Source organism: Rhodococcus sp. BP-316, assembly GCF_019836105.1.
Taxonomy (GTDB): domain Bacteria; phylum Actinomycetota; class Actinomycetes; order Mycobacteriales; family Mycobacteriaceae; genus Rhodococcoides.
This window is the reverse complement of the sequence record NZ_JABUEE010000005.1, coordinates 71798-95808: the sequence shown is the minus strand read 5'-3', so window position 1 is coordinate 95808 and position 24011 is coordinate 71798. Positions and strand designations below refer to the sequence as shown.

Here is a 24011-nt window from a genome sequence, read left to right as displayed (position 1 = left end):
CGAGACTTCGCCACAGCGGAGGAAAGGGGCTGAACGGTTTCGACTGTGTGCGTCTAGTCAGGGGAAGCGTGCCGGTGCAGGCGAGAGACCACCGCAAGCGTCATCGCAAAAATATAAGCGCCGATTCCAATCAGCGCGACTACGCACTCGCTGCCTAAGTAGCGACTGCGTGTCTGTCAGTCCGATCTTGCCCTCGGGTCGGGTACTGGCATCAGCTAGAGGGCTCACCTGGTCACTCGGTCACGGAGTGATGTGGGACATCAAACAGTGGCTGGGATCGTCATCCAGGCTTGTCTGCGAGATCTGGAGATCCGAGTAGAGGCTTAGCAGACTGCGCACGGAGAAGCCCTGGCAAACCGACACAGGACCCGGGTTCGATTCCCGGCAGCTCCACCGAACGGCCGGACACCATCAGGTGTCCGGCCGTCGTCGTGTCACCCCCCTGACGTCCGGCAGTGAGGGCGCGACGTTCGCCACTGCCAGGCATCCAGCGGCCGGAGCGCCCCGAATCAAGAACCATGAGTGTTGACGACGTCGCGGCCCCGACTCTGCACGGGCTCCGGTCCGGGCCCGCAGACTCCGCGGTGCTGGTTCTGCACGGCGGCAAGGTGACCAGCCACGACCGTGCCCGTCCGTGGCAGCTGTCGGCCCTGCGCATGGTCCCCTTCACGCGCATGCTCCGGCGCGCGACGGGGCCATCGGTCGCGGTGACCCAGTTGCAGTACCGGTACCGCGGCTGGAACGGCGCCGACCGCAGTCCCGTCGCGGACGCGTGGTGGGCGTGCGAGCAGATCCGCGACACGTACGGACCGGGGACTCCCATCACCGTGCTCGGTCACTCCATGGGCGGTCGCACGGCAGCAGCGATCGCGGGACACCCCGACGTGGTGGCTCTCGTCGCGCTGGCGCCGTGGTGGCCCGATGGCAGGGAGACCGACACCCTGCGCGCCGATCAGCGCCTGTTGGTCCTGCACGGCACCGTCGACCGGTGGACCGACCCCGTCGCGTCCCGCGCCGCGACCGAACGCGCCGCCGCGCGCGGTGTCGACGCCTCGTTCGTTCCGATGGCGGGAGCGGGTCACTTCATGCTTCGATCACCGCGGACATGGTCGCGGCGGGTACGGGAGTTCGTCGTCGACCAATCGCGCGAGGTGTCGTCTACGAAACCCGAGTGACACTGCGAGCGGTCCGACGCACAGCGGCCGGCCGATCGCATCACGTAGGGAGAAGACACATGGCTCACGATGCTCACACCGACCGGCGCATCGCCGTGGTCGGCGCCGGCGTCGCCGGCCTCACGGCAGCGTACGTGCTGTCGAAGACTGCTCGCGTCACGCTGTACGAGGCCGACGGCCGTCTCGGCGGTCACGCGGACACCCACGTCGTGTCCACCCCGCAGGGTGATCTGCCCGTGGACACGGGCTTCATCGTCCACAACGACCGGACATACCCGACACTGCAGCGACTGTTTCGCGAATTGGACATTCGGACACAGGAATCGGACATGAGCATGTCGATCCGCTGCGACGGATGCGGGCTCGAGTACTCGGGTGGGCAGGGCCTCTCCGGGCTGATCCCCGGCCCCGGCAGCGTGGTCCGCGGTCGCTACCTGCGGATGCTGCTCGAGGTCACCCGCTTCCACCGTGTCGCCCGTGCGCTGCTCGCGTCCGGCGACGACGATGCGACGGTCGCCGATGTGCTTGCCCGGCACGAGTTCTCGCAGTACTTCGAATCGCACTTCATGACGCCCCTCGTGTCCGCCGTGTGGTCGTGCGAGCCGTCACGGGCCCTGGACTACCCGGCCCGGTACCTCTTCTCGTTCCTCGAGCATCACGGGATGCTCGGCGTCGGAGGTTCGCCGACCTGGCGCACCGTGACCGGTGGATCCGCCCGCTACGTCGAGCGTGTCGCCGAGACGATTGCCGAGATCCGTTCGGGCACACCGGTGGCCGCCATCCGTCGGGGCGACCGGTCGGTCGAGATCGAGGACGCCTCCGGGCACACGGAGACGGTCGATGCCGTCGTCGTCGCGACGCATCCCCAGCAGGCGCTGAAGATGCTCGCTGAGCCCACCTCGACGGAGCACCTCGTTCTCGGTGCCATGCCGTACTCGCCCAACGTGGCTCGGCTCCACACCGACGAGAGCGTGCTCCCGCGTCTGCGGCGTGCCCGCGCCTCGTGGAACTACCGCATGCCGGCGTGCGATGCGGCGCCGGGCGGAGTGGTGGTCACCTATGACATGTCACGGCTGCAGCGGCTGCCCGACACCGGCTCCCGGTACCTCGTGACGTTGGGCGACGAGGACGATCCCACGGCCGAGGGTGCCGCACTCGACCCGTCCGCCGTGCTCGAGACGATGCGGTACGAGCATCCCCTCTACACGTCCGAGTCGGTCGCCGCGCAGGCGCGACTCGGCGAGCTCGACACCGACCTGGTCGCCTTCGCGGGCGCCTACCACGGGTGGGGCTTCCACGAGGACGGTGCGGCCTCGGGCCTGCGCGCGGCGGAACGTCTCGGCGGGGTCTGGGCATGACCGCCGTCGACACCCGCGCCGCTGCCGGTACTCGCACCGCCATGATCTACGAGACCTCCATCAGGCACGTGCGGCGCGAGCCGATCGAGAACGAGTTCACGTATCGCAGCTACTCGTGGTTCGTCGACATCGACGCACTCCCGTCGCTGCCCGGCCCGCTCGCGCCGTTCGCGAAGATCGACGCCGCCGACCACGTGGGCGATCCGTCGGCGACGCTGCGGGCCAATCTCGACGACTTCCTCCGGGCACACGGCCGGGTACCCGTCGCGGGGCGGATCACGATGCTGACCAACGCTCGTGTTCTCGGGTACGTCTTCAACCCCCTGACGGTCTACTGGCTGCACGATGGCGCCGACCGCGTCGAGCACGTGGTCGCCGAGGTGCACAACACCTACGGCGAACGTCACCGCTACCTGCTGGACACGGACGCGCGCGGGGTGGCGCGCACGCCCAAGGAGTTCTACGTCTCGCCGTTCAACGACGTCAGCGGGGAGTACGCGATGCGCCTCCCGGAGCCCGACGGCTCCCTCGCGCTGTCGATCACGCTGCTCCGGGACGGGCACCCCCCGTTCGTCGCGATCATGTCCGGCACCGGACGCCCCGCGACGACGGGCCGCGTCCTGGGCGTTCTCGCACGAGCCCCCCTCGCCCCGCACGTGGTCACCGCGCGCATCCGGCGTCAGGGGATCGGGTTGTGGGCGCGTGGACTCCGCACGGTTCCGCGTCCGCCGGTGCGCGGCGACGTACCCGCCGTGGTGGACCGGCACGGTCCGCTCTCCACTCCGCTCGGCCCGGCAGTACCCCCTCGATCAGAAGGCACCAGGATGACTCAGTACGCCGTGGCATCGACCGTCGACGCCGAACGTTGGCCCTCCATCGCGACGGCGCCGGTCACCGTCAAGGCGCGCCTCGCCGCGCCCGTCGCCGACGCTCTCTTCCGCAGGGCGGCAGAACATCTCGCGATCCGGGTCGAGATGCCGAACGGCGTCGTCATCGGAGGTGGCGCGAACGATCCCACCGCCCCGGTGATGACGATCCACCGCCCACGCGACTTCGCGGCGCGCGTGGGGGAGAGTGGGCTCATCGGATTCGGTGAGGCCTACATGGCCGGCGACTGGGACGCGCCCGACCTCACGGCGGCACTCGGTGTCTTCGCCGAACGCATGGCGACCCTCATCCCGAAGTGGTTGCAACGCCTGCGCGGCCTGTACATCCCCAAGCAGCCGGTCTCCGAGACCAACACCACGAGCAACACGCGCTCGAACATCTCGCGCCACTACGACCTGTCGAACGAGATGTTCGAACTGTTCCTGGACGAGACCATGACCTACTCGAGTGCGCTGTTCCCGTCGCTGACCCCGCAGCCCGGATGGGACGACATCGCCGCCGCGCAGCGGTCCAAGATCGATCGACTGCTCGATCGCGCGGGGGTGACCGCGGGAACACGCGTTCTGGAGATCGGCACGGGCTGGGGCGAACTCGCCATCCGCGCCGCCGAACGCGGTGCCACGGTGCGGTCGGTGACCCTGTCCACCGAGCAACTGGAACTCGCGTGCAAGCGCATCGACGCCGCCGGCCACGCCGACCGGGTCCAGGTCGATCTCCTGGACTACCGGCTGGTCGACGGCGAGTACGACGCGATCGTGTCCGTCGAGATGATCGAGGCCGTGGGACACCAGTACTGGGGCGAGTACTTCCGCACCATCGACTCGTTGCTCGCCCCCGGAGGCAAGGTGGCGATCCAGGCCATCACCATGCCGCACGAGCGCATGCTGGCCACGCGCAACACGTACACGTGGGTACACAAGTACATCTTCCCCGGCGGGTTCCTCCCGTCGATCCGAGCGATCGAGAGCATCACCGAGAAGGAGACGACGCTGCGCGTGCGTGAGCGTCTGTCCATCGGCGATCACTACGCCCGCACCCTGCGCCTGTGGGACGAGCGCTTCCACGCGCACGCCGAGGAGGCCCGGATGCTGGGCTTCGACGACGTGTTCGCCCGCATGTGGCACTTCTACCTCTGCTATTCCGAGGCCGGTTTCGGCTCCGGCTACATCGATGTCCAGCAGATCCTGCTCGAACGAAGGAGCGACCGATGACCGGCACCCCCACCGTGGCCGCACGGCTCGAAGACCTGATCGCCCCCTTCGTCGGCGGTGCGCTGCCGGTGCACCTGACTGCGTGGGACGGCTCGACCGCCGGCCCCACCGACGCGCCGAAGGTGACGCTGTACAGCCCGAACGTCCTGCGACGGTTGCTGTGGAGCCCGGGGGAACTGGGTGCTGCCCAGGCGTACGTCACCGGTGAACTCGACGTGGAAGGTGACCTCGACGAGGCGCTGACGCACGTGTGGGACGTGGTGCGCACCCGTCGGCTGACGGCCGTCCGGCCCAGCCCGAAGGCGATCGTCGAGCTCGTCCGCACCGCGGCGTCGCTCGGTGTCGTCGGGGTGAAGCAGGCCCGTCCTCTTCCCGCCCCCGCCTCGCAGGCGGTCATCAAGGGTCGACTGCACTCGCTGGTGCGCGATCGCGCAGCGATCAGCCACCACTACGACCTCTCGAACGAGTTCTACGAGATGGTGCTCGACCCGCAGATGGCGTACTCGAGCGGCTACTGGACGTCGGACTCGCCCGACTACGGCCTCGAGGACGCGCAGCGCGACAAGCTCGACCTCGTGTGCCGCAAGATCGGCCTCGGCCGCCCCGGAATGCGGTTCCTCGACGTCGGGTGCGGATGGGGGTCGCTGAGCCTGCACGCGGCGGAACACTTCGACGCGCAGGTCGTCGGCGTCACCATCTCCCGTGAGCAGAAGGCCTTCATCGACAAGCGCATCGCGGACCGCGGCCTGCAGGACCGGGTGGAGATCCGGATCCAGGACTACCGCGAGGTGCCCGACGGCCCCTTCGACGCCGTCGCGTCCATCGAGATGGGCGAGCACGTCGGCGAGAAGAACTATCCGATCTACGCGAAGGCGCTGCACGACAACGTGGTGCCCGGCGGCCGGGTGCTGGTGCAGCAGATGTCGCGCAAGGCGGGGGACAACCCGGGCGGCGGTGCCTTCATCGAGTCGTTCATCGCCCCCGACATGTACATGCGGCCCGTGGGTGCGACGGTCGCCATGATCGAGGAGTCGGGTCTCGAGGTCCGCGACGTGCACGCCCTGCGCGAGCATTACGTCCGCACCGTCGACGCCTGGTACGCGACCTTCGAGAGCCGCTGGGGCGATCTGGTCGCACTCGTCGGAGACGAGGTGGCGCGGGTGTGGCGCCTGTACCTCGTGGGCGGCGGAATGGCGTTCCGCGACGGCCGGATGGGTGTCGACCAGATCCTGTCCGTCCGCCCGGACGACCGCGGCGTGTCCTCGATGCCGCTGGTCCGGACACACGGATGACGGACTTCTCCTGGTCCGATCTGGCCGTCGTGTCGGCGGTCTCCCTGCTGGCGGTGGTCGTTGTCCTCACCGTCACCGCGGTCGTCGGCTTCCGCATCGGTCGGCACAACGTGGTCGACGTGAGCTGGGGAGCAGGCTTCGTCGCGGTGGCGATCGCCGCAGCACTGGCCGGGTCCGGCGACGGGTGGCGGCGAGTGCTGATGCTGGTGCTCGTCGGAGCCTGGGGCACCCGTCTCGCGGTCTCGATGTTCCGCCGCTCGCGGGGCAAGGGCGAGGACCCGCGGTACGAGAAGATGCTGTCGAACGCGTCGGGCAGCCCCGCTGTGTACGCGATCCGCAAGATCTATCTCACGCAGGGTGTCGCGCTGTGGTTCGTGTCGCTGCCGGTGCAGGTCGCCGCCGTGTCCGACGGATCGTTCGGCGTCGTCACTGCGGTGGGCGTCGCTCTGTGGGTCCTGGGCATCGTCTTCGAGACGGTGGGGGATCGTCAGATGGACGCCTTCAAGGCGGACGCGTCCCGCAAGGGCACCATCATGGACCGGGGCTTGTGGCGGTACACGCGCCACCCCAACTACTTCGGTGACGCCTGTGTCTGGTGGGGCATCTTCCTGGTCTCCGCGGCGCACTGGCCCGGTGTGCTGACCGTGCTCTCGCCGGTCGCCATGACGTACTTCCTCGTGTTCGCGACGGGTGCGCGGCTGCTCGAGCAGCACATGGCGGAGCGGCCCGGATATCGCGAGTACCAGCAGCGCACCAGCTACTTCGTTCCGCTCCCGCCCCGCAAGGCCTGAGCGGGCCCGACTTCCGGTCACGCACGCAGCCCCGAGGAGGGGTGGTCTGCGCGCGTGACCGGTTCACCTCGAGATCAGGTCACCGTCGGACGAGGAGCGCGACCGGGAGCGCGGAGAGCAGTGAGGACACGGTGACCGTTCCTCTGAACGACCCACCATTCACGAGGTCGGTCCACTCACCGTCCGGCAACGCCAGCGAGGTGTCACCCCATCCGGCCTCGCCGAGGCGCATCGACCACCGCGTGGCGACGGCGACGACGTCGGCGTCACCGTCGGCGGGTCCACGACCGAACGCCACGACGTGGTCGGCGGCGGCGCCGGTCGCGAACACCGGAACGTAGGACCCGCCCACGAAGCTGTCCGGACGGTCGCGGCGCAGCCGTGCGGCACACCGGGTCACGTGGAACTTGGCGGCGCCGCTCGCGTCGAGCGCCGGCGTCCCGTCGATGTCCAGGAGAGCCTTGCGGGCGTCGTAGTCCACGTCCCGGCGGTTGTCGGGGTCGACGAGAGAGTCCTCCCACAGCTCCGTGCCCTGGTAGATGTCCGGGATGCCGGGACCCGCCAGGTGGAGGAGCTTCTGTCCGAGCGAATCGCTCCATGCGTGCGGAGCGATCTGCTGGACGAACGTCGTGAGCGAGGGAGCCACCGCTCCGTCGACGATGCCGTCGATCCACGTGTGGACGGCAGACTCGAAGTCCTCGTCCACGTCGTTCCAGCCGGTGTACGAGCCCGCCTCGCGGATGGCCTTCTCGGCGTAGGCGTGCAGTCGCTCGCGGTACTCGTCCGTGACCACGCCGTCGGTCGGCCAGGTGCCGACGATGTTCTGCCACAAGAAGAGTCCGGTGGACCCGTTGGGCGACGGAGCCTGCTCCTCCCAGTCGCTCAGGCACGCGCGCCACAGGTCGGGCACCTGAGACAGCACACCGATGCGCGCCCGGACGTCCTCGCCGCGCTTGGTGTCGTGTGTCGAGAGGGTCGTCATCGCGGCAGGCCACAGCCGGGCCCGCTCGGACAGGCGGAGGTGGAACTCCGGCACCGACCGACCGAAGCGGGACGGGTCACCGCCGACCTCCTGGAGCGAGACCAGCCGCGACGTGCGGTAGAACATGCAGTCCTCGACGCTCTTCGCCATCACGGCGCCCGCGACCTGCTGCAGACGTCCCGACGCCTCGCCGCGTGCGGCCACGGCGGCCGCGACGACATCGAGGGCGGGAACCAGTTCGGGGCGATCCGCGGCGACGTCGCCGAGCAGGCGGGGCAGCATGCCGGCCAGCGGCGCGTAGTCGGAGCGGTACACCGGCATGCGGGCGACGATCTCGGTCACGGCCTCGCGGGCGAGGTCGGCGTCGAACGACGTTCCGGTGTCGCGGGCGATCGCCGCGACCAGGCGCCGCACCTCGGGAGCGAGCTGTGTGCTCGCCGTGTCGGCCTTGATGGTCCGCTCGGCCTCGTGCACCCAGTGTGCGTCCCCCGCGTGGCCGGTGACGTCCGCCGACAGTCGCGTCAGCGGCTCCTCGCCCGACGGGTCGAGGAACACCCCACCGAGATCGGCGAGAGCGTCGTACCCGGTGGTTCCGTCGACGGGAAGTGTGACGTCGAGCGGCTCCTCGGCGGTGAGGATCTTCTCGACGACGAGCCACGAGTCGGGTCCGACGACGCCCCGCAAGCGAGCGAGATACTCGGCCGGTGCGGTGAGCCCGTCCGGATGGTCGACGCGCACACCGTCGACGAGACCGTCGCGGAACCAGCTGCCGACCTCGGCGTGCGTCGCGTCGAAGACCGCGGGGTCCTCCTGACGAAGGCCGGCCAGGTCGCTGACGGAGAAGAACCGGCGGTACCCGATGCGCCCGGAGCGCCACCGGACCAGTTCGTAGGACTGCTTGTCGTGCAGTGCTTTCGCGTCGTTCGAGCCGTCGTCGGTCGCGGGGTCCACCGGGAAGCGGTTCTCGTAGTAGGCCAACGTGGTCTCGTCTCCCGACCGGTCGACCGAGAGTTCGTTCACGTCGGCATCGTCGCCCAGCACGGGGAGCGCGATGCGCTCCGCACCGGCCCAGTCGATGTCGAACCACGAGGCGTACTGCGATGCGCGTCCGTGTCTCAGCACGTCCCACCAGAACGGGTTCTCCCGCGCCGTGGCCACACCGAGGTGGTTGGGCACGATGTCGACCACGACGCCCAGGCCGTGGGACCGGCACTCGGCGACGAGGTCCTCGAGTGCGGCTCGACCACCGAGTGCCTCGGAGACGGTGCGCGGATCGGTGACGTCGTACCCGTGGGTGGAGCCCTCGGCCGCCGTCAGGATCGGCGACAGATAGACGTGGGAGACACCGAGTTCGGCGAGATAGGGAACCAGCGACGCGGCATCGCGGAGAGTGAAGCGATCACCCCGTAGCTGGAATCGATAGGTCGAGGTGATCGCGTGGCTCATGTCGCTTCCTTACCCCGTTTTCCGTAGCACCAACAGTGACCGTGCTTGCACCTCGACAGCGGTGCCGGCGACGATGACTCGATCGTCGGCTCCGGTGGCCGAGGCGGTGTCGAGCGCGACGGTCCACTCGTCGGCGTACTTGCCGTCCAGTGTGGTGAAGTCGATCGGCTCGTGATGGGCGTTGAAGCACAGGTAGAACGTGTCGTCGACGACCCGGTTGCCCCGGTTGTCGGGCTCGGGAATGTTCTCGCCGTTGAGGAACACCGCCAGCGACTTGCCGAAGCCGCTGTCCCAGTCCTCCTCGGTCATCTCCTCGCCGGTCGGGGTGAGCCACGCGATGTCGCGCGTCTGCTCCGCCTTGCGGATCGGCCGGCCCTCGAAGAAGCGTCGTCGACGGAACACCGGGTGGTCGTTGCGGAGTGCGATCACGCGGGACGTGAACTCGACCAGATCGGCGTTCGTCTCCGCCAGCGACCAGTCCATCCAGGCCAGTTCGGAGTCCTGGCAGTAGACGTTGTTGTTGCCCTGCTGGGTCCGGCCCATCTCGTCGCCGTGCGCGAGCATCGGCGTGCCCTGGCTGAGCATGAGCGTCGCCAGCATGTTGCGGATCTGACGGGCGCGCAGCGACAGCACCTCGGGGTCGTCCGTCGGCCCCTCGACACCGCAGTTCCATGACCGGTTGTGGCTCTCGCCGTCGTTGTTGTCCTCGCCGTTGGCCTCGTTGTGCTTGTCGTTGTAGGACACCAGATCGTGCATCGTGAAGCCGTCGTGCGCGATGACGAAGTTGATGCTCGCACCGGGGCGGCGACCCGTCGCCTCGTAGAGGTCGGAGGATCCGGTGAGCCGCGACGCGAACTCGCCGAGTGTCGCCGGCTCACCGCGCCAGTAGTCGCGGACGGTGTCGCGGTACATGCCGTTCCACTCGGTCCAGAGACCGGGGAAGTTGCCGACCTGGTAGCCGCCCTCACCGACGTCCCACGGCTCGGCGATCAGCTTGACCTGGCTCACCACCGGGTCCTGCTGGACCAGGTCGAAGAACGCGCTCAGCTTGTCCACGTCGTGCAGTTCGCGGGCCAGGGTCGATGCGAGGTCGAAGCGGAAGCCGTCAACGTGCATCTCGGTGACCCAGTAGCGCAGGGAGTCCATGATCAGCTGCAGGGTGTGCGGGTGACGGACGTTCAGGCTGTTACCCGTGCCCGTGTAGTCCATGTAGAAATACGGGTCGTCGTCGACCAACCGGTAGTACGCGGCGTTGTCGATGCCGCGGAACGCGATGGTCGGACCCATGTGGTTGCCCTCGGCGGTGTGGTTGTAGACCACGTCGAGGATCACCTCGATGCCGGCTTCGTGGAACGAGCGCACCATCGTCTTGAACTCCGACACGGCCGAACCGGCCATGGGGGAGGACGCGTACTCGTTGTGCGGGGCCATGAAACCGAACGAGTTGTAGCCCCAGTAGTTGCGAAGTCCCTTGTCCACCAGTGTCTGATCCTGCATGAACTGATGCACCGGCATCAGTTCGATGGCGGTGACGCCGAGCTTCTCCAGGTGGCTGATCACGGCCGGATGGCCGAGACCGGCGTACGTACCGCGCAGATCCTCCGGGATGTCCGGGTGGGTCATCGTCATGCCCTTGACGTGGGCCTCGTAGATGACGGTCTCGTTGTAGGGGCGACGCGGCGAGCGGTCGTTCTGCCAGTCGAAGAACGGATTGACGACGACCGTCGTCATCGTGTGCCCCAGCGAGTCGTGCTGGGGGAAGTGGTTCTCGGGCTCGGGCTCGGGCTCTGGATCAGGCTCGGGTGCAACGGTTCTGGCAGTCGCGACGTTGGCGCGGGTCGCGTCGACGGTGCGCGACGCGGTGGCCGATCCCGCGGGGCCGGCGACGTGCGCCTCGCCGGGATGCACGGCGTCGTCGTTCTCCTGCGCTGCGGGCACGGGACGTTCGGGGATGTCGATGTCGTAACTGAAGAGCGAGCGGTCACCGTCGAACGATCCGACGAACGCCTTGCCGTAGGGGTCGAGCAGCAGCTTGCTCGCGTCGCACCGCTGTCCCGCTCCGGGATTCCACGGGCCGTGCACGCGGTAGCCGTACCGTTGGCCGGGCTGGACCTGGGGGATGTAGGCGTGCCAGACGTACCCGTCGACCTCTTCGAGGCGGACGCGGGTCTCGTGACCGTCGGCGTCGATGAGGCAGAGATCGACGGCCTCGGCGACCTCGGAGAAGAGCGCGAAATTGGTTCCGGCGCCGTCGTAGGTGGCGCCCAGGGGATACGCGCTGCCGGGCCATACCTGGATCGATGGTTCGTGTGCATGGTCGACGGACATGCTCGGAACCCTATCCCGGCAGCGGCGAAGGACACCTGTCGGCGAGGTCCGTCGCAGGCCGGAGCGTCGGTCGCCCGGGCTCAGCCCAGTCGTGCGATCAGCGCGTGCCCGAGGTCGGTGCCCGATCGCCAGGCGCTCTCGACGCGGGGCGAGCCCTTCGGGCACCACTGATCCCCGGCGAAGCCGACCAGACGGTCTCCGTGCGAGACGATGTCGTGGCTTGCGTCGTGCTGGGAGGCGGGCTTGGCGAAGGTCCAGCGGTGGGCGTGCGTCCAGATCGGAGTGCCGATGCCCGTGAGCGCGGCGACGGCGTCGACGACGGCGGGGATCGCACCGGCGGGATCGTCGAGGTGTCGCCGGGCGCGCTGCGCGGACGTGTGGGCGACCAGGACCGCGGCTCCGTCGCCCCGGCGTGCGCCGTCGCGCGCGAGGAACTCGACGTCCGCGTCGTCGGACACGAAGGCGGCGTCGGGGAAGGGGAGTCCGGCGGCGTCGTCGTCGGTGAGCCCGAGGACCACCGCGACGACGGGGTCGTAGTCGACGGCGTCGGGCACGGTCACCAGGCGGGAGGCCTGCGGGTCGGGCATGGCCAGGACCACGTGTCCGTCGGGCAGCGCCCGGGCCTCGGTGGCGTCGACAGGGATGCCGGACAGCAGGTCCTTCACCAGAGACCGCAGGCCCGCCGGCGTTCCCCACCGCGTGGGTCCCGATTTCTGTTCCGGCTCCGCCCCGGCCCGCACCACCGTGAAGGTGTCGGTCCACTCGTGCACGAGACCGCGAGAGCCCCAGTCGGACACGACGTCCCGGAACCCGTCGTCGCGGACGGTGAAGTAGCCGGCGCCCACATCGACTCGGCGTCCGTGCAACTCGGGGGACGACATCCGACCGCCGACGGCGCGGCCCCGGTCACGCAGCACGAACGGGACACCGGCGTCGCGGAGCACGCGAACGCACGCGGCACCGGCGACACCGGCTCCGAGGACGGTGACGGGAGAGGTCGAGGAGGTCACTCGTTCAGCGTACGGACGCGGCTCCGAACGCCGTCGACGAAGAGTTCGAGGCCGAAATCGAACCGAGCGGTGGCATCTCGATCGAGGTCACCGTCGTCGGGGTGTCGATCCGCGGCCAGCGCACCCGCGGACTCCATCTGCAGCCGGGACTGTTCGTCGCTCGTTGCACCGAGCACGTAGTAGAGCAGGGCGTCCGCGGCGTGTCCGGCGTCCTCCGGGGTCAGCCCGGTGGCGCGGAGATCGTCGACGACCGTGGTCCGCACGGGGTGCGTCACCGTGCGGGCGGACAGGCTGGAGGCGACCACCTCGGCGCCGTCCCGGTGAGCCAGGAGAGCGTCTCGAAGTCCGTGAGCGCGGCCGCGCACGGCGTCCAGCACATCGGAGGTGACGGCAGCGGGTACGGCGTCGAGGCGGCTCAGGATGCGATCGGACACCGCGCCGAGCAGCGCCTGCTTGTTCGCGACGTGCCAGTACAGCGCGCCGGGCGCCACACCGAGCGAGCCGGCCAATCGGCGCATCGTGAGGTCGGCGAGACCGTAGTCGTCGAGAATGGTCAGTGCGCCGTCGACGACGTCGTCTCTGCGCAACTGCATTCCGCACCTCTCCCGACTCGTGTCGCGGGCCCGTCGGCCACGCAGCGGACAGCCTAGGCTGGCCCACGTGAGTGATGTCGACACGACGGGGTTCGCCTCGACCGCACCCGGGATCGGCGATGCGGGTCGGCCGTCGCGCGGCGCGTTCACCCGGCGTTCGATCCGGATCGTGCTCGCGACCGCGGTGGTCGGTGCCGTCCTCGGGATCCTGTGGGCTCTGCTCGCGCCCGTGGAGCACGTCGCTGCCGTCGGTGACGGCCGCGCGATCGTGTTGACCGGCGAGAGCGATCATCGCTTCGACGCACTCGCTCTGTTCCTCTGCGTGACCGCCGCGGCCGGGGTGCTGACCACGGTCGCCGTCTGGGCTCGCGTGGCCGAGCGAGGGCCGCGTCTGGTCCTCGACATCGTGGTGGCGTCGGCGCTGGCGTCCGCCGCGGCGATCGGTGCCGGCCTCGCCGTGGGCGCGGTGCGGTATCCGAGTGCCGACGGCGCCCTTCGCGGCGATGTCGTCGCACTCGCCCCCGGTGTCTCGACGTGGCTGGCTCTGCTCGCGCAACCTCTGGCTGCGGCGGTCACGCTCGTTCTCGTCACGGCGCTGTCGCCGTCGGACGATCTGGGTCGGGACGAGTCCCCCGGGGAGTGATCCGTTCGGGTCTCGGACGCCGGGTTCGTCTGCTTGAATGAGCGCTCTCAGGGCGGCCCACGACGGGCCGCGGGCGGGGGCCGACCTCTTCGAACGGCGAGGGTCTCCAGGACGTGGCGAACACCATTCGGCGGTGGTTGACCAGACCCGTCGATTACGCGTGGACCGTCCACTACTTCGAGACGAACACCGCGCTCGGCTCGACCCGCGTCCTCATCGGTCTGTCCTGCCTCCTGTTCTCCGTCCTGTACGTCGTCGCCGGACTCGCCCCGCCCACCGCTCCGACGGGAGCAGCGCTGACGGTCGTGCTCGTGAACGCGGTGGGAACCGCCGGCGTCGGGCTCGCGTGGATCCGCGGACCGTGGCCCTCACGGAGGATGTCGACGGCCTTCGTCGTGTACGCGGACGTCGGACTCTCCGTGGTGCTCCTCTCGCTGTCCGACCCGCTCGCCGTGCTGCCCTGCACGATCCTGTTCGGCGTCGCGAGCAGTTACGTGGCGACGTTCCACACGCCGCGGGTGTTCGCCGTCCACCATTCCCTCACCGTGGTGATCTGCGTCGGGTTGTTCGTCCGAGCGATCGGCTCGGAGTCCGTGCTCGGAGCGGCGCGCACCTCGCTCGCCGTCACCTACGGATTGCTCATCGTGATGGTTCTCTTCCTCGCACCGATCTCCATCTACCGCCTGCAGTTCCTGCAACGCGGCGACGTCACCGCCGCGTACGTGGATCCGCTGACCGGCCTGCGCAACCGGCGGGGACTCACCGTCGCGGCGGGCGAACTGCTCGGCACCCGGAACGGTCTCGTCGCGGTGGTCATCGACATCGACCGCTTCAAGTCGATCAACGACCGCTTCGGACACCACCACGGTGACCTCGTCATCCGTCGGACGGCGGACACCATCGACGAGATGTTCCCGTCTCCGTCGATCACGGCCCGCACCGGCGGGGAGGAGTTCGCCGTCGTGACCGCGCTGCCGATGGACGAGGTGCTCGACCGGGCGCGGCGGCTGCGCAGCGCCTACACGGCGCGGTCGGACCACGAGTCGAGTCTCAGCATCGGGGTCGCTCGCGAGGAGCGGGTCGTCACCTCGCACGACGTGGAGGTGCTTCTCATCTGTGCCGATCGAGCGATGTATTCCGCCAAGGCGGACGGCGGCGATGCCGTCGTCGGCTACGGCACTCTCACGTAGGTGGTCGGAGCGCGGCGAACTCGTCGGTCACACGTAGTGCGCTGTCCCGGAAGCGGTACAGCGCGGCGGGACGTCCTCCGGACGGGCCCGGGGGAGCGGTGTGGCCGGTGGACTCGATGACGCCCCGCCGGGTGAGCACCCGTTGGAGATTGGTGGTGTCGACTTGGTAACCCAGTGCGGCGCAGTAGATGTCGCGCAAGGTCGACAGGCTGAACTCGACGGGCGCGAGCGCGAAGGCGATGTTGGTGTAGGACAGTTTGGCCGCCAGTCTCGCGCGGGCGTGCGCCACCATCGTGCCGTGATCGAACGCGGTCTCGGGGAGCGTCGCGACCGGGTGCCACGCAGTGTCGACGGGAAGTCGCGGGTCCCCGACGATGGGGACCAGACCGAGGAACGTCGAGGCGATGCGGCGATCGCCGGGGACGCGCCCGGGATCGGAGAAGACGGACAGCTGCTCGAGGTGGCGTACCTCGCGCACGTCGACCTTCTCCGCCAGCTGACGTCGCGCGGAGTCGGTCAGGTTCTCGTCGTCCCGGAGGAGCCCGCCGGGGAGTGACCAGGTTCCGCGTGCCGGGGCGAGTGCGCGCTGCCACAGCAGCACGCACAGTTCGGCAGGCTCGCGGGGCTGCAGCTCGCGCACCTGGAAGACGACGGACAGCACTTCGTGCACCGGTCGGGTGGCCGGATCGGGGGCACTTCCGGTCGGTCCGTCGGCGGCGGTGCTACGATGAATCACGTTTTCGATCATAAGTCGAAAACCCCGTCGGGTCCATTCCGGCGGATCGGCACCGGCGCACGCGAGCGCTGGACGCACGCGAGGAGCACGACATGGCGATCACCACCACGCGATTCGGCGGGAACTCCGCGGTCTTCGACGGACCGACGGGCTACGCCGGCGTCGATGCCGGCCCGGAGTGGGCCGAGGAGATCCTGCGCCTGGCAGAGGCGAAGAACGCGACGATCCTGGCGCACAACTATCAGCTGCCCGCCATCCAGGACATCGCCCACCACGTCGGCGACTCGCTCGCGCTCTCGCGCATCGCCGCCGAGGCGCAGGAGGAGACCATCGTCTTCTGCGGCGTGCACTTCATGGCCGAGACGGCCAAAATCCTCGCGCCGTCCAAGACGGTCCTCATTCCCGACGAGCGGGCGGGCTGCTCTCTCGCCGACTCCATCGACGCGGCCCAGCTGCGCGAGTGGAAGGCCGAGCACCCGGACGCCGTCGTCGTGTCGTACGTGAACACCACCGCCGAGGTGAAGGGACTGACGGACATCTGCTGCACCTCGTCCAACGCGGTCGAGGTCGTGCAGTCCATCGACCCGGACCGCGAGGTGCTCTTCCTGCCGGACCAGTTCCTCGGGGCCCACGTCCGTCGGCAGACCGGTCGCACCAACATGCACATCTGGGCCGGTGAGTGCCACGTCCACGCCGGCATCAACGGCGACGAGCTCACCGCACGGTCGCAGGCGTACCCCGAGGCCGAGCTCTACGTCCACCCCGAGTGCGGCTGCGCGACGTCCGCGCTCTACCTCGCCGGCGAGGGATTCGTGCCCGAGGACCGCGTCAAGATCCTCTCGACCGGCGGCATGCTCGACGCGGCGCGCACCACGGGTGCGAAGCAGGTTCTCGTCGCCACCGAGATCGGCATGCTGCACCAGCTGCGCAAGGCGGCGCCCGGTGTCGACTTCCAGGCCGTGAACGACCGCGCGTCCTGCCCGTACATGAAGATGATCACCCCCGCGGCGCTGCTCCGGTGCCTCACGGAGGGCAAGGACGAGGTGCACGTCGACGTCGCGACGGCCGAACGCGCACGCGCGTCCGTCGAGCGGATGATCGCCATCGGCTCGCCCGGCGGCGGCGAGTGACCACTGCGGCCACTCCGGGCGGGAGTGTCGCTGCCGCCCCGAGCCGGAGTGTCGCTGCCGCCCCGGGCCGGAGGGTCGCTGCCGCTCCGGGCTGGGAGGCCGCGGCCGATCTCGTCGTGGTCGGCGGGGGAGTCGCCGGTCTCGCCGCGGCGATCGAGGCGACCCGGTCCGGGCTGAGCGTGCTGGTGCTGAGCAAGGACGCGGCGGGTACGGCGACGCAGTACGCCCAGGGCGGCATGGCCGTCGCGATCGGCGAGGACGTCGAGGCCCACGTGCGCGACACGATCGTCGCGGGCGCCGGTCTGTGCGACGAGGCCGCGGTGCGCTCGATCGTCGGGGCCGGCGCCGACGCGCTGAGTGTGCTCACCGGCATCGGTGCTCGGTTCGACAGCGGCGCGGACGGCTCCATGGCCCGCACCCGTGAGGGCGGTCACTCTGTAGGCCGCATCGTGCACGCGGGCGGCGATGCCACGGGGCGGGAGATCCAGCGCGCTCTGTCGTCCGCGGCGCCCGCGACGGTGAACGGCGCGACCGTGCTCGACGTCCTGGTCGGCGACCGCGGTGTGGCGGGCGTGCTCGTATCGCTCTCGCCGGACGATCTCCACGCGAACCTCGGCGTGGTGCACGCACCCGCCGTGCTGATCGCCACCGGTGGCACCGGAATGCTGTACTCGGCCAGCACGAACCCGTCCGGCGCCACGGCCGACGGCCTCGCTCTCGCACTGCGGGCGGGCGCGGACGTGGCGGACGTCGAGTTCGTGCAGTTCCACCCGACCGTGCTGTTCCGCCCCGGCGGCCGCGGGCGGCTCCCGTTGGTCAGCGAGGCGGTCCGCGGTGAGGGCGCGCGTCTCGTCGACGCGGACGGCCGCTCGATCATGGCGGGCGTGCACCCGCTGGGTGATCTCGCTCCCCGCGACGTCGTGTCCCGGGCGATCGCCGCTCGGCTGGCCGAGAGCGGCGCCGATCACGTCTTTCTCGACGCGCGGTCCGTGCCCGACATGGCCCTGCGTTTTCCCACCGTCACCGCGGCCTGCCTCGCTCAGGACGTGGACCCGACGGAGCAGCCGATCCCGGTGGCCCCTGCAGCGCACTATGCATGCGGCGGTGTCGTCACAGACGAGTACGGCCGCACCTGCGTCGCCGGGCTCCACGCCGCGGGCGAGGTGGCCCGCACAGGACTGCACGGAGCGAACCGTCTCGCGTCGAACTCGCTGCTCGAGGGCGTGGTGCTGGGGACCCGAGTGGCTCGCAGCGCCCGAGACCGGGTGTCCGTCCGCTCCCTGACGTCCGGCGATCCGTCTGCGCGACACCGGGCGCCCCGGCTCGACAGGGACGTCCTCCAGTCCGCGATGACCCGTCACGTCGGCGTCGTCCGCGACGACACAGGTCTGCGCGAGGCAGCGGCGATCGTGGGAGCCGCTGTCCCGCGCGAGCTCACGTCGACCCACGACGTCGAGGACGCCGCACTGACACTGCTGGCGTCCGCGACCGCCTCGGCAGCTCTCGCCCGCACCGAGACGCGGGGTGCGCACACCCGCGCCGATCACCCCCGGTCCGACGACGCACAGCGCCGCAGCACCGTCTTCCGGCTGGCCGACGACGGCAGCCTCGCGATCGTGCGGAATGCCCGCAGCGCCGACCAGGTCGGCCCGATAGGAGTCTCATGACCACACCCGCCGCTGCTCTCGACCCCGTCGATCGGGACGAGATCCTCCTCGTCGTGCGCCGCGCGCTGGAGGAGGACCTCCGATACGGGCCCGATGTGACGAGCCTCGCCACGGTGCCCGAGGGCGCGCGCACCCGTGCCGCGGTCGTCTCGCGGGCACACGGCGTCGTGGCGGGCCTCGACGCCGCACTGGCGGTGCTCGACGAGGTGATCGGCGACCACGTCGTGCTCTCCCGGATCGCCGACGGCACCCGGGTCGAGCCGGGTGACGTGGTGCTGTCGGTGGAGGCACCGACCAGGGCCCTGCTCACCGCGGAGCGGACGATGCTCAACATTCTCTGCCACCTGTCCGGCATCGCGACCGCGACCGCGGCGTGGGTCGACGCGGTGTCCGGCACGGGATGCGTCGTACGGGACAGTCGCAAGACCTTGCCCGGGCTACGTGCACTGCAGAAGTACGCCGTGCGTGCCGGCGGCGGGCAGAACCACCGCATGGGCCTCGGCGACGCGGCACTGATCAAGGACAACCACGTGGTCGCCGCGGGCTCGGTGGTGGCGGCTCTGCGCGCCGTCCGAGCCGCGGCGCCGGACATCGCGTGCGAGGTCGAGGTGGACACTCTCGAGCAGCTCGACGACGTGCTGGCCGAGGGCGTCGACCTGGTGCTGCTCGACAACTTCCCGCTGTGGCAGACGCAGATGGCGGTGCAACGTAGGGATCGAGCAGCTCCCGCGACGAAGCTCGAATCGTCCGGCGGTCTGTCCCTGGACTCGGCCGCCGAGTACGCGGGCACCGGTGTGGACTTCCTCGCGGTCGGCGCGCTCACCCACTCCGTGACGGTGCTCGACCTGGGGCTCGACTTCGAGTGACGTTTCGCGTGAGCGGGATCCGGGCACAGGACCGCACATGACATCTGTGAGCACTGTGGACCGCGGCGATCGCGTCATCGCCCGCCGCGTGACCGTGAACGCCCCTGCCGACGACCTCTTCGCTCAGGTGGCGGATCCGCACCGGCACGGCGAGCTGGACGGCTCCGGAACGGTGAAGGACACGGTGAAGGGTCCGACGACGCTCTCGCGCGGAGCGAAGTTCTCGGTGGGCATGAAGCAGTTCGGCGTGCCCTACCGCATCACCAGCACCGTCACGGAGTTCACCGATACCGGGGACACCAAGGTGATCGAGTGGCAGCACCCGCTGGGCCACAAGTGGCGCTGGGAGTTCGTCGCGGTGGGCCCCTCGTCCACCGAGGTGACGGAATCGTTCGTCTACGGAACGGCGAAGATCCCGAAGATGCTCGAGGTGACCAAGCAGACGGCACAGAACGCGAACGGCATTACGAAGACGCTGGAGAAGCTGTCAGCCCGCTACTCCTGAGACCATGGTGCGGGCAGGCCGGAGGCCGGTCGGTGGGACCAGGTGGATCGTCCCCCTCGGGGCGCCGGTCGGGGCTCGAGCGATAATCGACGTGCGCCGACCGGCGCGCCCCTGCTCGACCCGAGAGGATCACCCATGACTGCCCGCACCGAGTTGCGACGCGTGGATCTACGCGGCAGCTCTCCGTCCACCGCCGAGCTGCGCGCGGTTCTCCCACGGGGTGGAGTGGACGTGAACTCGGTGCTGCATCTGGTCACCCCGGTGGTCGAGGCGGTGCGTGAGCGCGGCGCCGACGCGGCGCTCGAGTACAGCGAGACGTTCGACCGCGTGCGTCCCGACTCCGTGCGAGTCCCGGCCGCCGAGCTCGAGAAGGCTCTGGACCAGCTCGATCCCGACGTGCGGGCGGCACTCGAGGTGTCCATCGAGCGTTCGCGCATCGTGCACGAGGATCAGCGTCGGTCGGAGACCGTGACCACCGTCGTCCCCGGTGGAACCGTCACCGAGAAGTGGGTCCCGGTCGAGCGAGTCGGACTGTACGTACCGGGCGGCAACGCCGTGTACCCGTCGTCCGTCGTCATGAACGTCGTCCCCGCGCAGGTCGCCGGCGTCGGCAGCCTCGTCGTCGCCTCGCCGCCGCAGGCGGACTTCGGCGGCCTCCCGCACCCCACCATCCTGGCGGCGGCAGCGTTGCTCGGCGTGGACGAGGTCTGGGCGGTCGGCGGTGCCCAGGGCGTCGCACTGCTCACCTACGGCGGCGTGGACACCGACGGTGCGCCGCTCGAGCCCGTGGACATGATCACCGGCCCGGGCAACATCTACGTCACCGCGGCGAAGCGGCTGTGCCGTGGAGCGGTGGGCATCGACTCCGAGGCCGGGCCCACCGAGATCGCCATCCTGGCCGACGACACCGCCGACCCGGTGCACGTCGCCGCCGATCTGATCTCGCAGGCCGAACACGACGTGCTGGCGGCGAGCGTGCTCGTCACCACCTCGGTCGCCCTGGCGGACGCCGTCACGCGCGAGGTCGCCGAGCGCACGCTCACCACCAAGCACTCCGAACGCGTCGCGACGGCGCTGTCCGGTGAGCAGTCGGGCATCGTGCTGGTGGACACGGTGGCCGACGGCATCCGCACGGTCGACGCCTACGCCGCGGAACACCTCGAGATCCAGACCGAGAACGCCTCCGAGGTGGCGGGCCGCATCCGCAGCGCCGGAGCGGTGTTCGTCGGACCGTGGTCGCCGGTGAGCCTCGGCGACTACTGCGCCGGGTCGAACCACGTCCTGCCGACGGCCGGATGCGCCCGTCACTCGTCCGGGTTGTCGGTGCAGACCTTCCTGCGCGGCATCCACATCGTCGACTATTCGCGCGACGCTCTCGACGGCGTCGCGAAGCACGTCGTCGCCCTCGCGAACGCGGAGGATCTGCCGGCGCACGGTGATGCCGTCCGCGTGCGGTTCGAGAGCCGATCGTGACGGCCGCGCCCGGCGCCGGGACCGCACTGTCGGACCTGCCGCTGCGCGACTCGCTCGTCGGGAAGTCTCCGTACGGTGCGCCGCAGCTCGAGGTGCCGGTGCAGCTCAACACCAACGAGAACCCGCACCCACCGTCGGCAGCGCTCGTGGAGGACGTCGCCCGCTCCGTGCGGGAGGCGGCAGCGTCGCTGCACCGCTATCCCGATCGGGACGCCGTCGCACTGCGCACGGATCTCGCCGCGTACGTGGCGGCCCGTACGGGGGTGCCCGTCACCGTCGACAACCTGTGGGCCGCGAACGGATCGAACGAGATCCTGCAGCAGTTGCTGCAGGCATTCGGCGGGCCGGGACGCACGGCGCTGGGATTCGTGCCGTCGTACTCGATGCACCCCATCATCTCGGCGGGCACGCAGACCGAGTTCCTCGATCTGCACCGGCGTGACGACTTCTCGCTGGACGTCGACGCGGCCGTGGCCGCGATCGAGTCGATGACGCCGGACGTCGTGTTCGTCACCAGCCCCAACAACCCGACGGGGCACAGTCTCTCGCTCGACGACCTCCGGCGTCTCGCCTCCGCGACCACCGGGATCCTCGTCGTCGACGAGGCGTACGGCGAGTTCTCGGCGGCGCCCAGCGCGGTCGACCTCATCGACGAGTTCCCCAGCCGAGTCGTCGTCAGCCGGACCATGAGCAAGGCCTTCGCGTTCGCGGGTGGGCGACTCGGGTACCTGGTGGCCGCTCCGGCCGTCGTGGACGCACTGCTCCTGGTGCGGCTGCCGTACCACCTGTCGGTGCTCACGCAGGCTGCTGCGCGCGCCGCACTGCGCCATGCCGACGACACGCTGGCCTCGGTGGCCGAGCTGGCGGCCGAGCGTGATCGCGTCGTCGCCCGGCTCGCCGTCCTGGGCTACCGAGTGGTGCCCAGCAGCGCCAACTTCGTGCTGTTCGGCCTGTTCGACGATGCGCCCGCGGTGTGGTCGCGGTACCTCGATCAGGGTGTACTCATCCGCGACGTCGGCATCGCGGGGCATCTCCGCGTCACCATCGGCACCGAGGCCGAGAACGATCGGTTCCTCGAGGTCAGCGCCGACCTGTCCGAGGACGTCGTCCACTCGTCCGCCCCCGCCACCTGAACCCCAACAGAGGATCCGACCAGTGAGCAGCATCATGACCCCGAACCGCATCGCGCGCATCGAGCGGACCACCAAGGAGTCGTCCATCACGGTGGAGCTGAATCTCGACGGCACCGGCATCGTCGACGTGTCCACCGGTGTGCCGTTCTTCGACCACATGCTCACCGCGCTCGGGACGCACGCGAGTTTCGACCTCACGGTGCACGCGAAGGGCGACATCGAGATCGAGGCGCATCACACGGTCGAGGACACCGCTATCGTCCTCGGACAGGCGCTGGGCCAGGCACTCGGCGACAAGAAGGGAATTCGCCGTTTCGGTGACGCGTTCATTCCGATGGACGAGACGCTGGCACACGCCTCGGTCGACGTGTCCGGTCGGCCGTACTGCGTGCACACCGGGGAACCGGAGCACATGCTGCACGCGATCATCGGCGGCTACCCGGGAACCCCGTACGCCACGGTGATCAACCGCCACGTCTTCGAGTCGATCGCGTCCAACGCGCGTATCGCACTGCACGTCCGGGTGCTGTACGGACGCGACCAGCACCACATCACCGAGGCCGAGTTCAAGGCCGTCGCTCGCGCCCTCCGCGCGGCCGTCGAGCCCGATCCGCGGGTCTCGGGAGTGCCGTCGACGAAGGGAAGCTTGTGAGCAGCGGGAAGGCCGGAGGCCGGCCGGGAAGAGCAGGCAAGTCTGTCGCGTTGCTGGATTACGGTTCGGGGAATCTGCACTCGGCGCAGCGCGCACTCGAACGTGTGGGTGCCGACGTCACGGTGACGTCCGATCACCGAGTCGCGCTGCAGGCCGACGGACTGGTCGTGCCCGGTGTCGGCGCGTTCGGCGCATGCATGGACGGTCTGCTGTCGGTGCGCGGCGACGAGCTCGTCGACAAGCGGCTCGCCGGGGGTCGCCCCGTGCTCGGCATCTGCGTCGGCATGCAGATCATGTTCGACCGCGGCGTCGAGTTCGACGTGCCCGCCACCGGCTGCGGCCAGTGGCCCGGCACCGTGGAGAAGCTGCAGGCCGAGGTGCTCCCGCACATGGGCTGGAACACGGTGCGCCCGGGCGAGGACTCGGTGCTGTTCGCGGGCATGGACCCCGACACGCGCTTCTACTTCGTGCACTCGTACGGCGTGCAGGACTGGGAGATGGCACCGAGCGAGTCGCTCGCCGCTCCGGTTCTCACGTGGGCCGATCACGGCGGCGAGTTCCTCGCGGCGGTGGAGAACGGCCCTCTCTCCGCGACACAGTTCCACCCGGAGAAGTCCGGCGACGCCGGCGCCACGCTGCTCGAGAACTGGCTCCGCACCCTCGGATGAGCGAGCCCCGCGAGTTCTCACTGGGTCGCCACACCGGGCTCGTGCTCGGTGCGGCGACCCTGATGCTCGCCGCGACCACGCTCGTCCTCTGGCTGCTGCAGCCGAGTGGTCCGGTGGGGCTGCTGGTGGTGGCCGTCGGACTCGTCGCCACGGGCGTCTGCGCGTCGCTGGTGGCGAAGGCGTCCGTTCGCCGATCCTTCGGCGAGGAGCCCGACGGGTCCGAGCCGTCCGACTGACGCGCCGCCCTGCCCGGTGTCGCCGCGGATCGTGCCGG

General features: G+C 69.8%; 21 protein-coding genes, 1 other RNA gene and 1 pseudogene. 18 read left to right on the top strand and 5 right to left on the bottom strand.

Translation table 11 applies throughout. The features are described from left to right. The first annotated feature begins 25 nt into the window (after positions 1-25). The 7 genes and pseudogenes from ssrA (at position 26) to HQ312_RS11250 (ending at position 6715) form a co-directional block, all read left to right on the top strand. Positions 26-396: a transfer-messenger RNA gene (gene ssrA, locus HQ312_RS11280) on the top strand. Positions 397-518: 122 nt separating this feature from the next. Then, positions 519-1175: an alpha/beta hydrolase gene (locus HQ312_RS11275; protein WP_222638647.1), complete on the top strand. Its 657-nt coding sequence runs from the start codon at positions 519-521 to the stop codon at positions 1173-1175. Between the two features lie 59 nt (positions 1176-1234). Beyond that, positions 1235-2533, top strand: coding sequence for an NAD(P)/FAD-dependent oxidoreductase (locus tag HQ312_RS11270; RefSeq protein WP_222638646.1), 1299 nt, complete (start codon positions 1235-1237; stop codon positions 2531-2533). Then, positions 2530-3249, top strand: a pseudogene (locus HQ312_RS11265) (DUF1365 domain-containing protein); the annotation flags it as partial. The gene HQ312_RS11270 and the pseudogene HQ312_RS11265, both read left to right, overlap by 4 nt. Positions 3250-3357: 108 nt before the next feature. Then, the gene (locus tag HQ312_RS11260) at positions 3358-4632 is read left to right on the top strand and encodes a cyclopropane-fatty-acyl-phospholipid synthase family protein (RefSeq protein ID WP_056448067.1); all 1275 of its coding nucleotides are present in this window, start codon (positions 3358-3360) and stop codon (positions 4630-4632) included. After that, positions 4629-5924 carry a cyclopropane-fatty-acyl-phospholipid synthase family protein gene (locus HQ312_RS11255; protein WP_222638645.1) on the top strand — a complete coding sequence of 432 codons (1296 nt, stop codon included), beginning with the start codon at positions 4629-4631 and terminating at the stop codon, positions 5922-5924. The genes HQ312_RS11260 and HQ312_RS11255 overlap by 4 nt, the downstream gene beginning before the upstream one ends. After that, a complete protein-coding gene (locus HQ312_RS11250; RefSeq protein WP_222638644.1) occupies positions 5921-6715 on the top strand; it encodes a DUF1295 domain-containing protein in 795 nt (264 codons plus the stop codon). The genes HQ312_RS11255 and HQ312_RS11250 overlap by 4 nt, the downstream gene beginning before the upstream one ends. A 79-nt stretch (positions 6716-6794) precedes the next feature. Here HQ312_RS11250 and treY read toward each other — a convergent pair whose 3' ends face one another. From treY to HQ312_RS11230, 4 genes are all read right to left on the bottom strand, one after another. Next, the gene (gene treY / locus HQ312_RS11245) at positions 6795-9143 is read right to left on the bottom strand and encodes a malto-oligosyltrehalose synthase (RefSeq protein WP_222638643.1); all 2349 of its coding nucleotides are present in this window, start codon (positions 9141-9143) and stop codon (positions 6795-6797) included. Positions 9144-9152: 9 nt separating this feature from the next. After that, positions 9153-11471, bottom strand: coding sequence for a glycogen debranching protein GlgX (gene glgX / locus HQ312_RS11240; RefSeq protein ID WP_222638642.1), 2319 nt, complete (start codon positions 11469-11471; stop codon positions 9153-9155). 80 nt (positions 11472-11551) lie between these two features. After that, complete coding sequence (locus HQ312_RS11235; RefSeq protein ID WP_222638641.1) at positions 11552-12481, bottom strand: NAD(P)/FAD-dependent oxidoreductase; 930 nt, start codon at positions 12479-12481, stop codon at positions 11552-11554. After that, complete coding sequence (locus HQ312_RS11230) at positions 12478-13074, bottom strand: TetR/AcrR family transcriptional regulator C-terminal domain-containing protein (RefSeq protein WP_222638640.1); 597 nt, start codon at positions 13072-13074, stop codon at positions 12478-12480. The genes HQ312_RS11235 and HQ312_RS11230 overlap by 4 nt, the downstream gene beginning before the upstream one ends. A 67-nt stretch (positions 13075-13141) precedes the next feature. Between HQ312_RS11230 and HQ312_RS11225 the strand changes: the two genes are divergently transcribed. Beyond that, positions 13142-13717 carry a DUF2567 domain-containing protein gene (locus tag HQ312_RS11225; RefSeq protein WP_222638639.1) on the top strand — a complete coding sequence of 192 codons (576 nt, stop codon included), beginning with the start codon at positions 13142-13144 and terminating at the stop codon, positions 13715-13717. Positions 13718-13830: 113 nt separating this feature from the next. Further along, the gene (locus HQ312_RS22210; RefSeq protein WP_222638638.1) at positions 13831-14907 is read left to right on the top strand and encodes a GGDEF domain-containing protein; all 1077 of its coding nucleotides are present in this window, start codon (positions 13831-13833) and stop codon (positions 14905-14907) included. Here the strand turns inward: HQ312_RS22210 and HQ312_RS11215 are convergent. Continuing rightward, positions 14900-15655 (bottom strand): NUDIX hydrolase, encoded by a 756-nt coding sequence (locus HQ312_RS11215; RefSeq protein WP_081821419.1) that lies wholly within the window; start codon positions 15653-15655, stop codon positions 14900-14902. The two genes, HQ312_RS22210 and HQ312_RS11215, sit on opposite strands and share 8 nt — an antisense overlap. Positions 15656-15735: 80 nt before the next feature. On the opposite strand from HQ312_RS11215, the gene nadA reads away from it, so the two are divergent. The 9 genes from nadA to HQ312_RS11170 all read left to right on the top strand — a co-directional run bounded on the left by nadA (position 15736) and on the right by HQ312_RS11170 (position 23973). Next, a complete protein-coding gene (gene nadA / locus HQ312_RS11210) occupies positions 15736-16773 on the top strand; it encodes a quinolinate synthase NadA (protein WP_056447901.1) in 1038 nt (345 codons plus the stop codon). Next, positions 16770-18440 (top strand): L-aspartate oxidase, encoded by a 1671-nt coding sequence (locus HQ312_RS11205; protein ID WP_222638637.1) that lies wholly within the window; start codon positions 16770-16772, stop codon positions 18438-18440. Before nadA ends, HQ312_RS11205 begins: the two co-directional genes overlap by 4 nt. Continuing rightward, positions 18437-19306: a carboxylating nicotinate-nucleotide diphosphorylase gene (gene nadC, locus HQ312_RS11200; protein WP_056447907.1), complete on the top strand. Its 870-nt coding sequence runs from the start codon at positions 18437-18439 to the stop codon at positions 19304-19306. The genes HQ312_RS11205 and nadC overlap by 4 nt, the downstream gene beginning before the upstream one ends. A gap of 37 nt (positions 19307-19343) precedes the next feature. Continuing rightward, a complete protein-coding gene (locus tag HQ312_RS11195; protein WP_222638636.1) occupies positions 19344-19811 on the top strand; it encodes an SRPBCC family protein in 468 nt (155 codons plus the stop codon). Between the two features lie 135 nt (positions 19812-19946). Then, positions 19947-21284, top strand: a complete 1338-nt coding sequence (gene hisD, locus HQ312_RS11190) for a histidinol dehydrogenase (RefSeq protein ID WP_027506796.1) — start codon at positions 19947-19949, stop codon at positions 21282-21284. Further along, positions 21281-22417: a histidinol-phosphate transaminase gene (locus tag HQ312_RS11185; protein WP_222638635.1), complete on the top strand. Its 1137-nt coding sequence runs from the start codon at positions 21281-21283 to the stop codon at positions 22415-22417. The genes hisD and HQ312_RS11185 overlap by 4 nt, the downstream gene beginning before the upstream one ends. Positions 22418-22451: 34 nt before the next feature. Beyond that, positions 22452-23069 carry an imidazoleglycerol-phosphate dehydratase HisB gene (gene hisB, locus HQ312_RS11180; protein WP_222638775.1) on the top strand — a complete coding sequence of 206 codons (618 nt, stop codon included), beginning with the start codon at positions 22452-22454 and terminating at the stop codon, positions 23067-23069. 50 nt (positions 23070-23119) lie between these two features. Then, positions 23120-23737 (top strand): imidazole glycerol phosphate synthase subunit HisH, encoded by a 618-nt coding sequence (gene hisH, locus HQ312_RS11175; protein WP_261776191.1) that lies wholly within the window; start codon positions 23120-23122, stop codon positions 23735-23737. Then, positions 23734-23973, top strand: coding sequence for a hypothetical protein (locus tag HQ312_RS11170; protein ID WP_027506792.1), 240 nt, complete (start codon positions 23734-23736; stop codon positions 23971-23973). Before hisH ends, HQ312_RS11170 begins: the two co-directional genes overlap by 4 nt. The last annotated feature ends 38 nt before the right edge of the window (positions 23974-24011 follow it).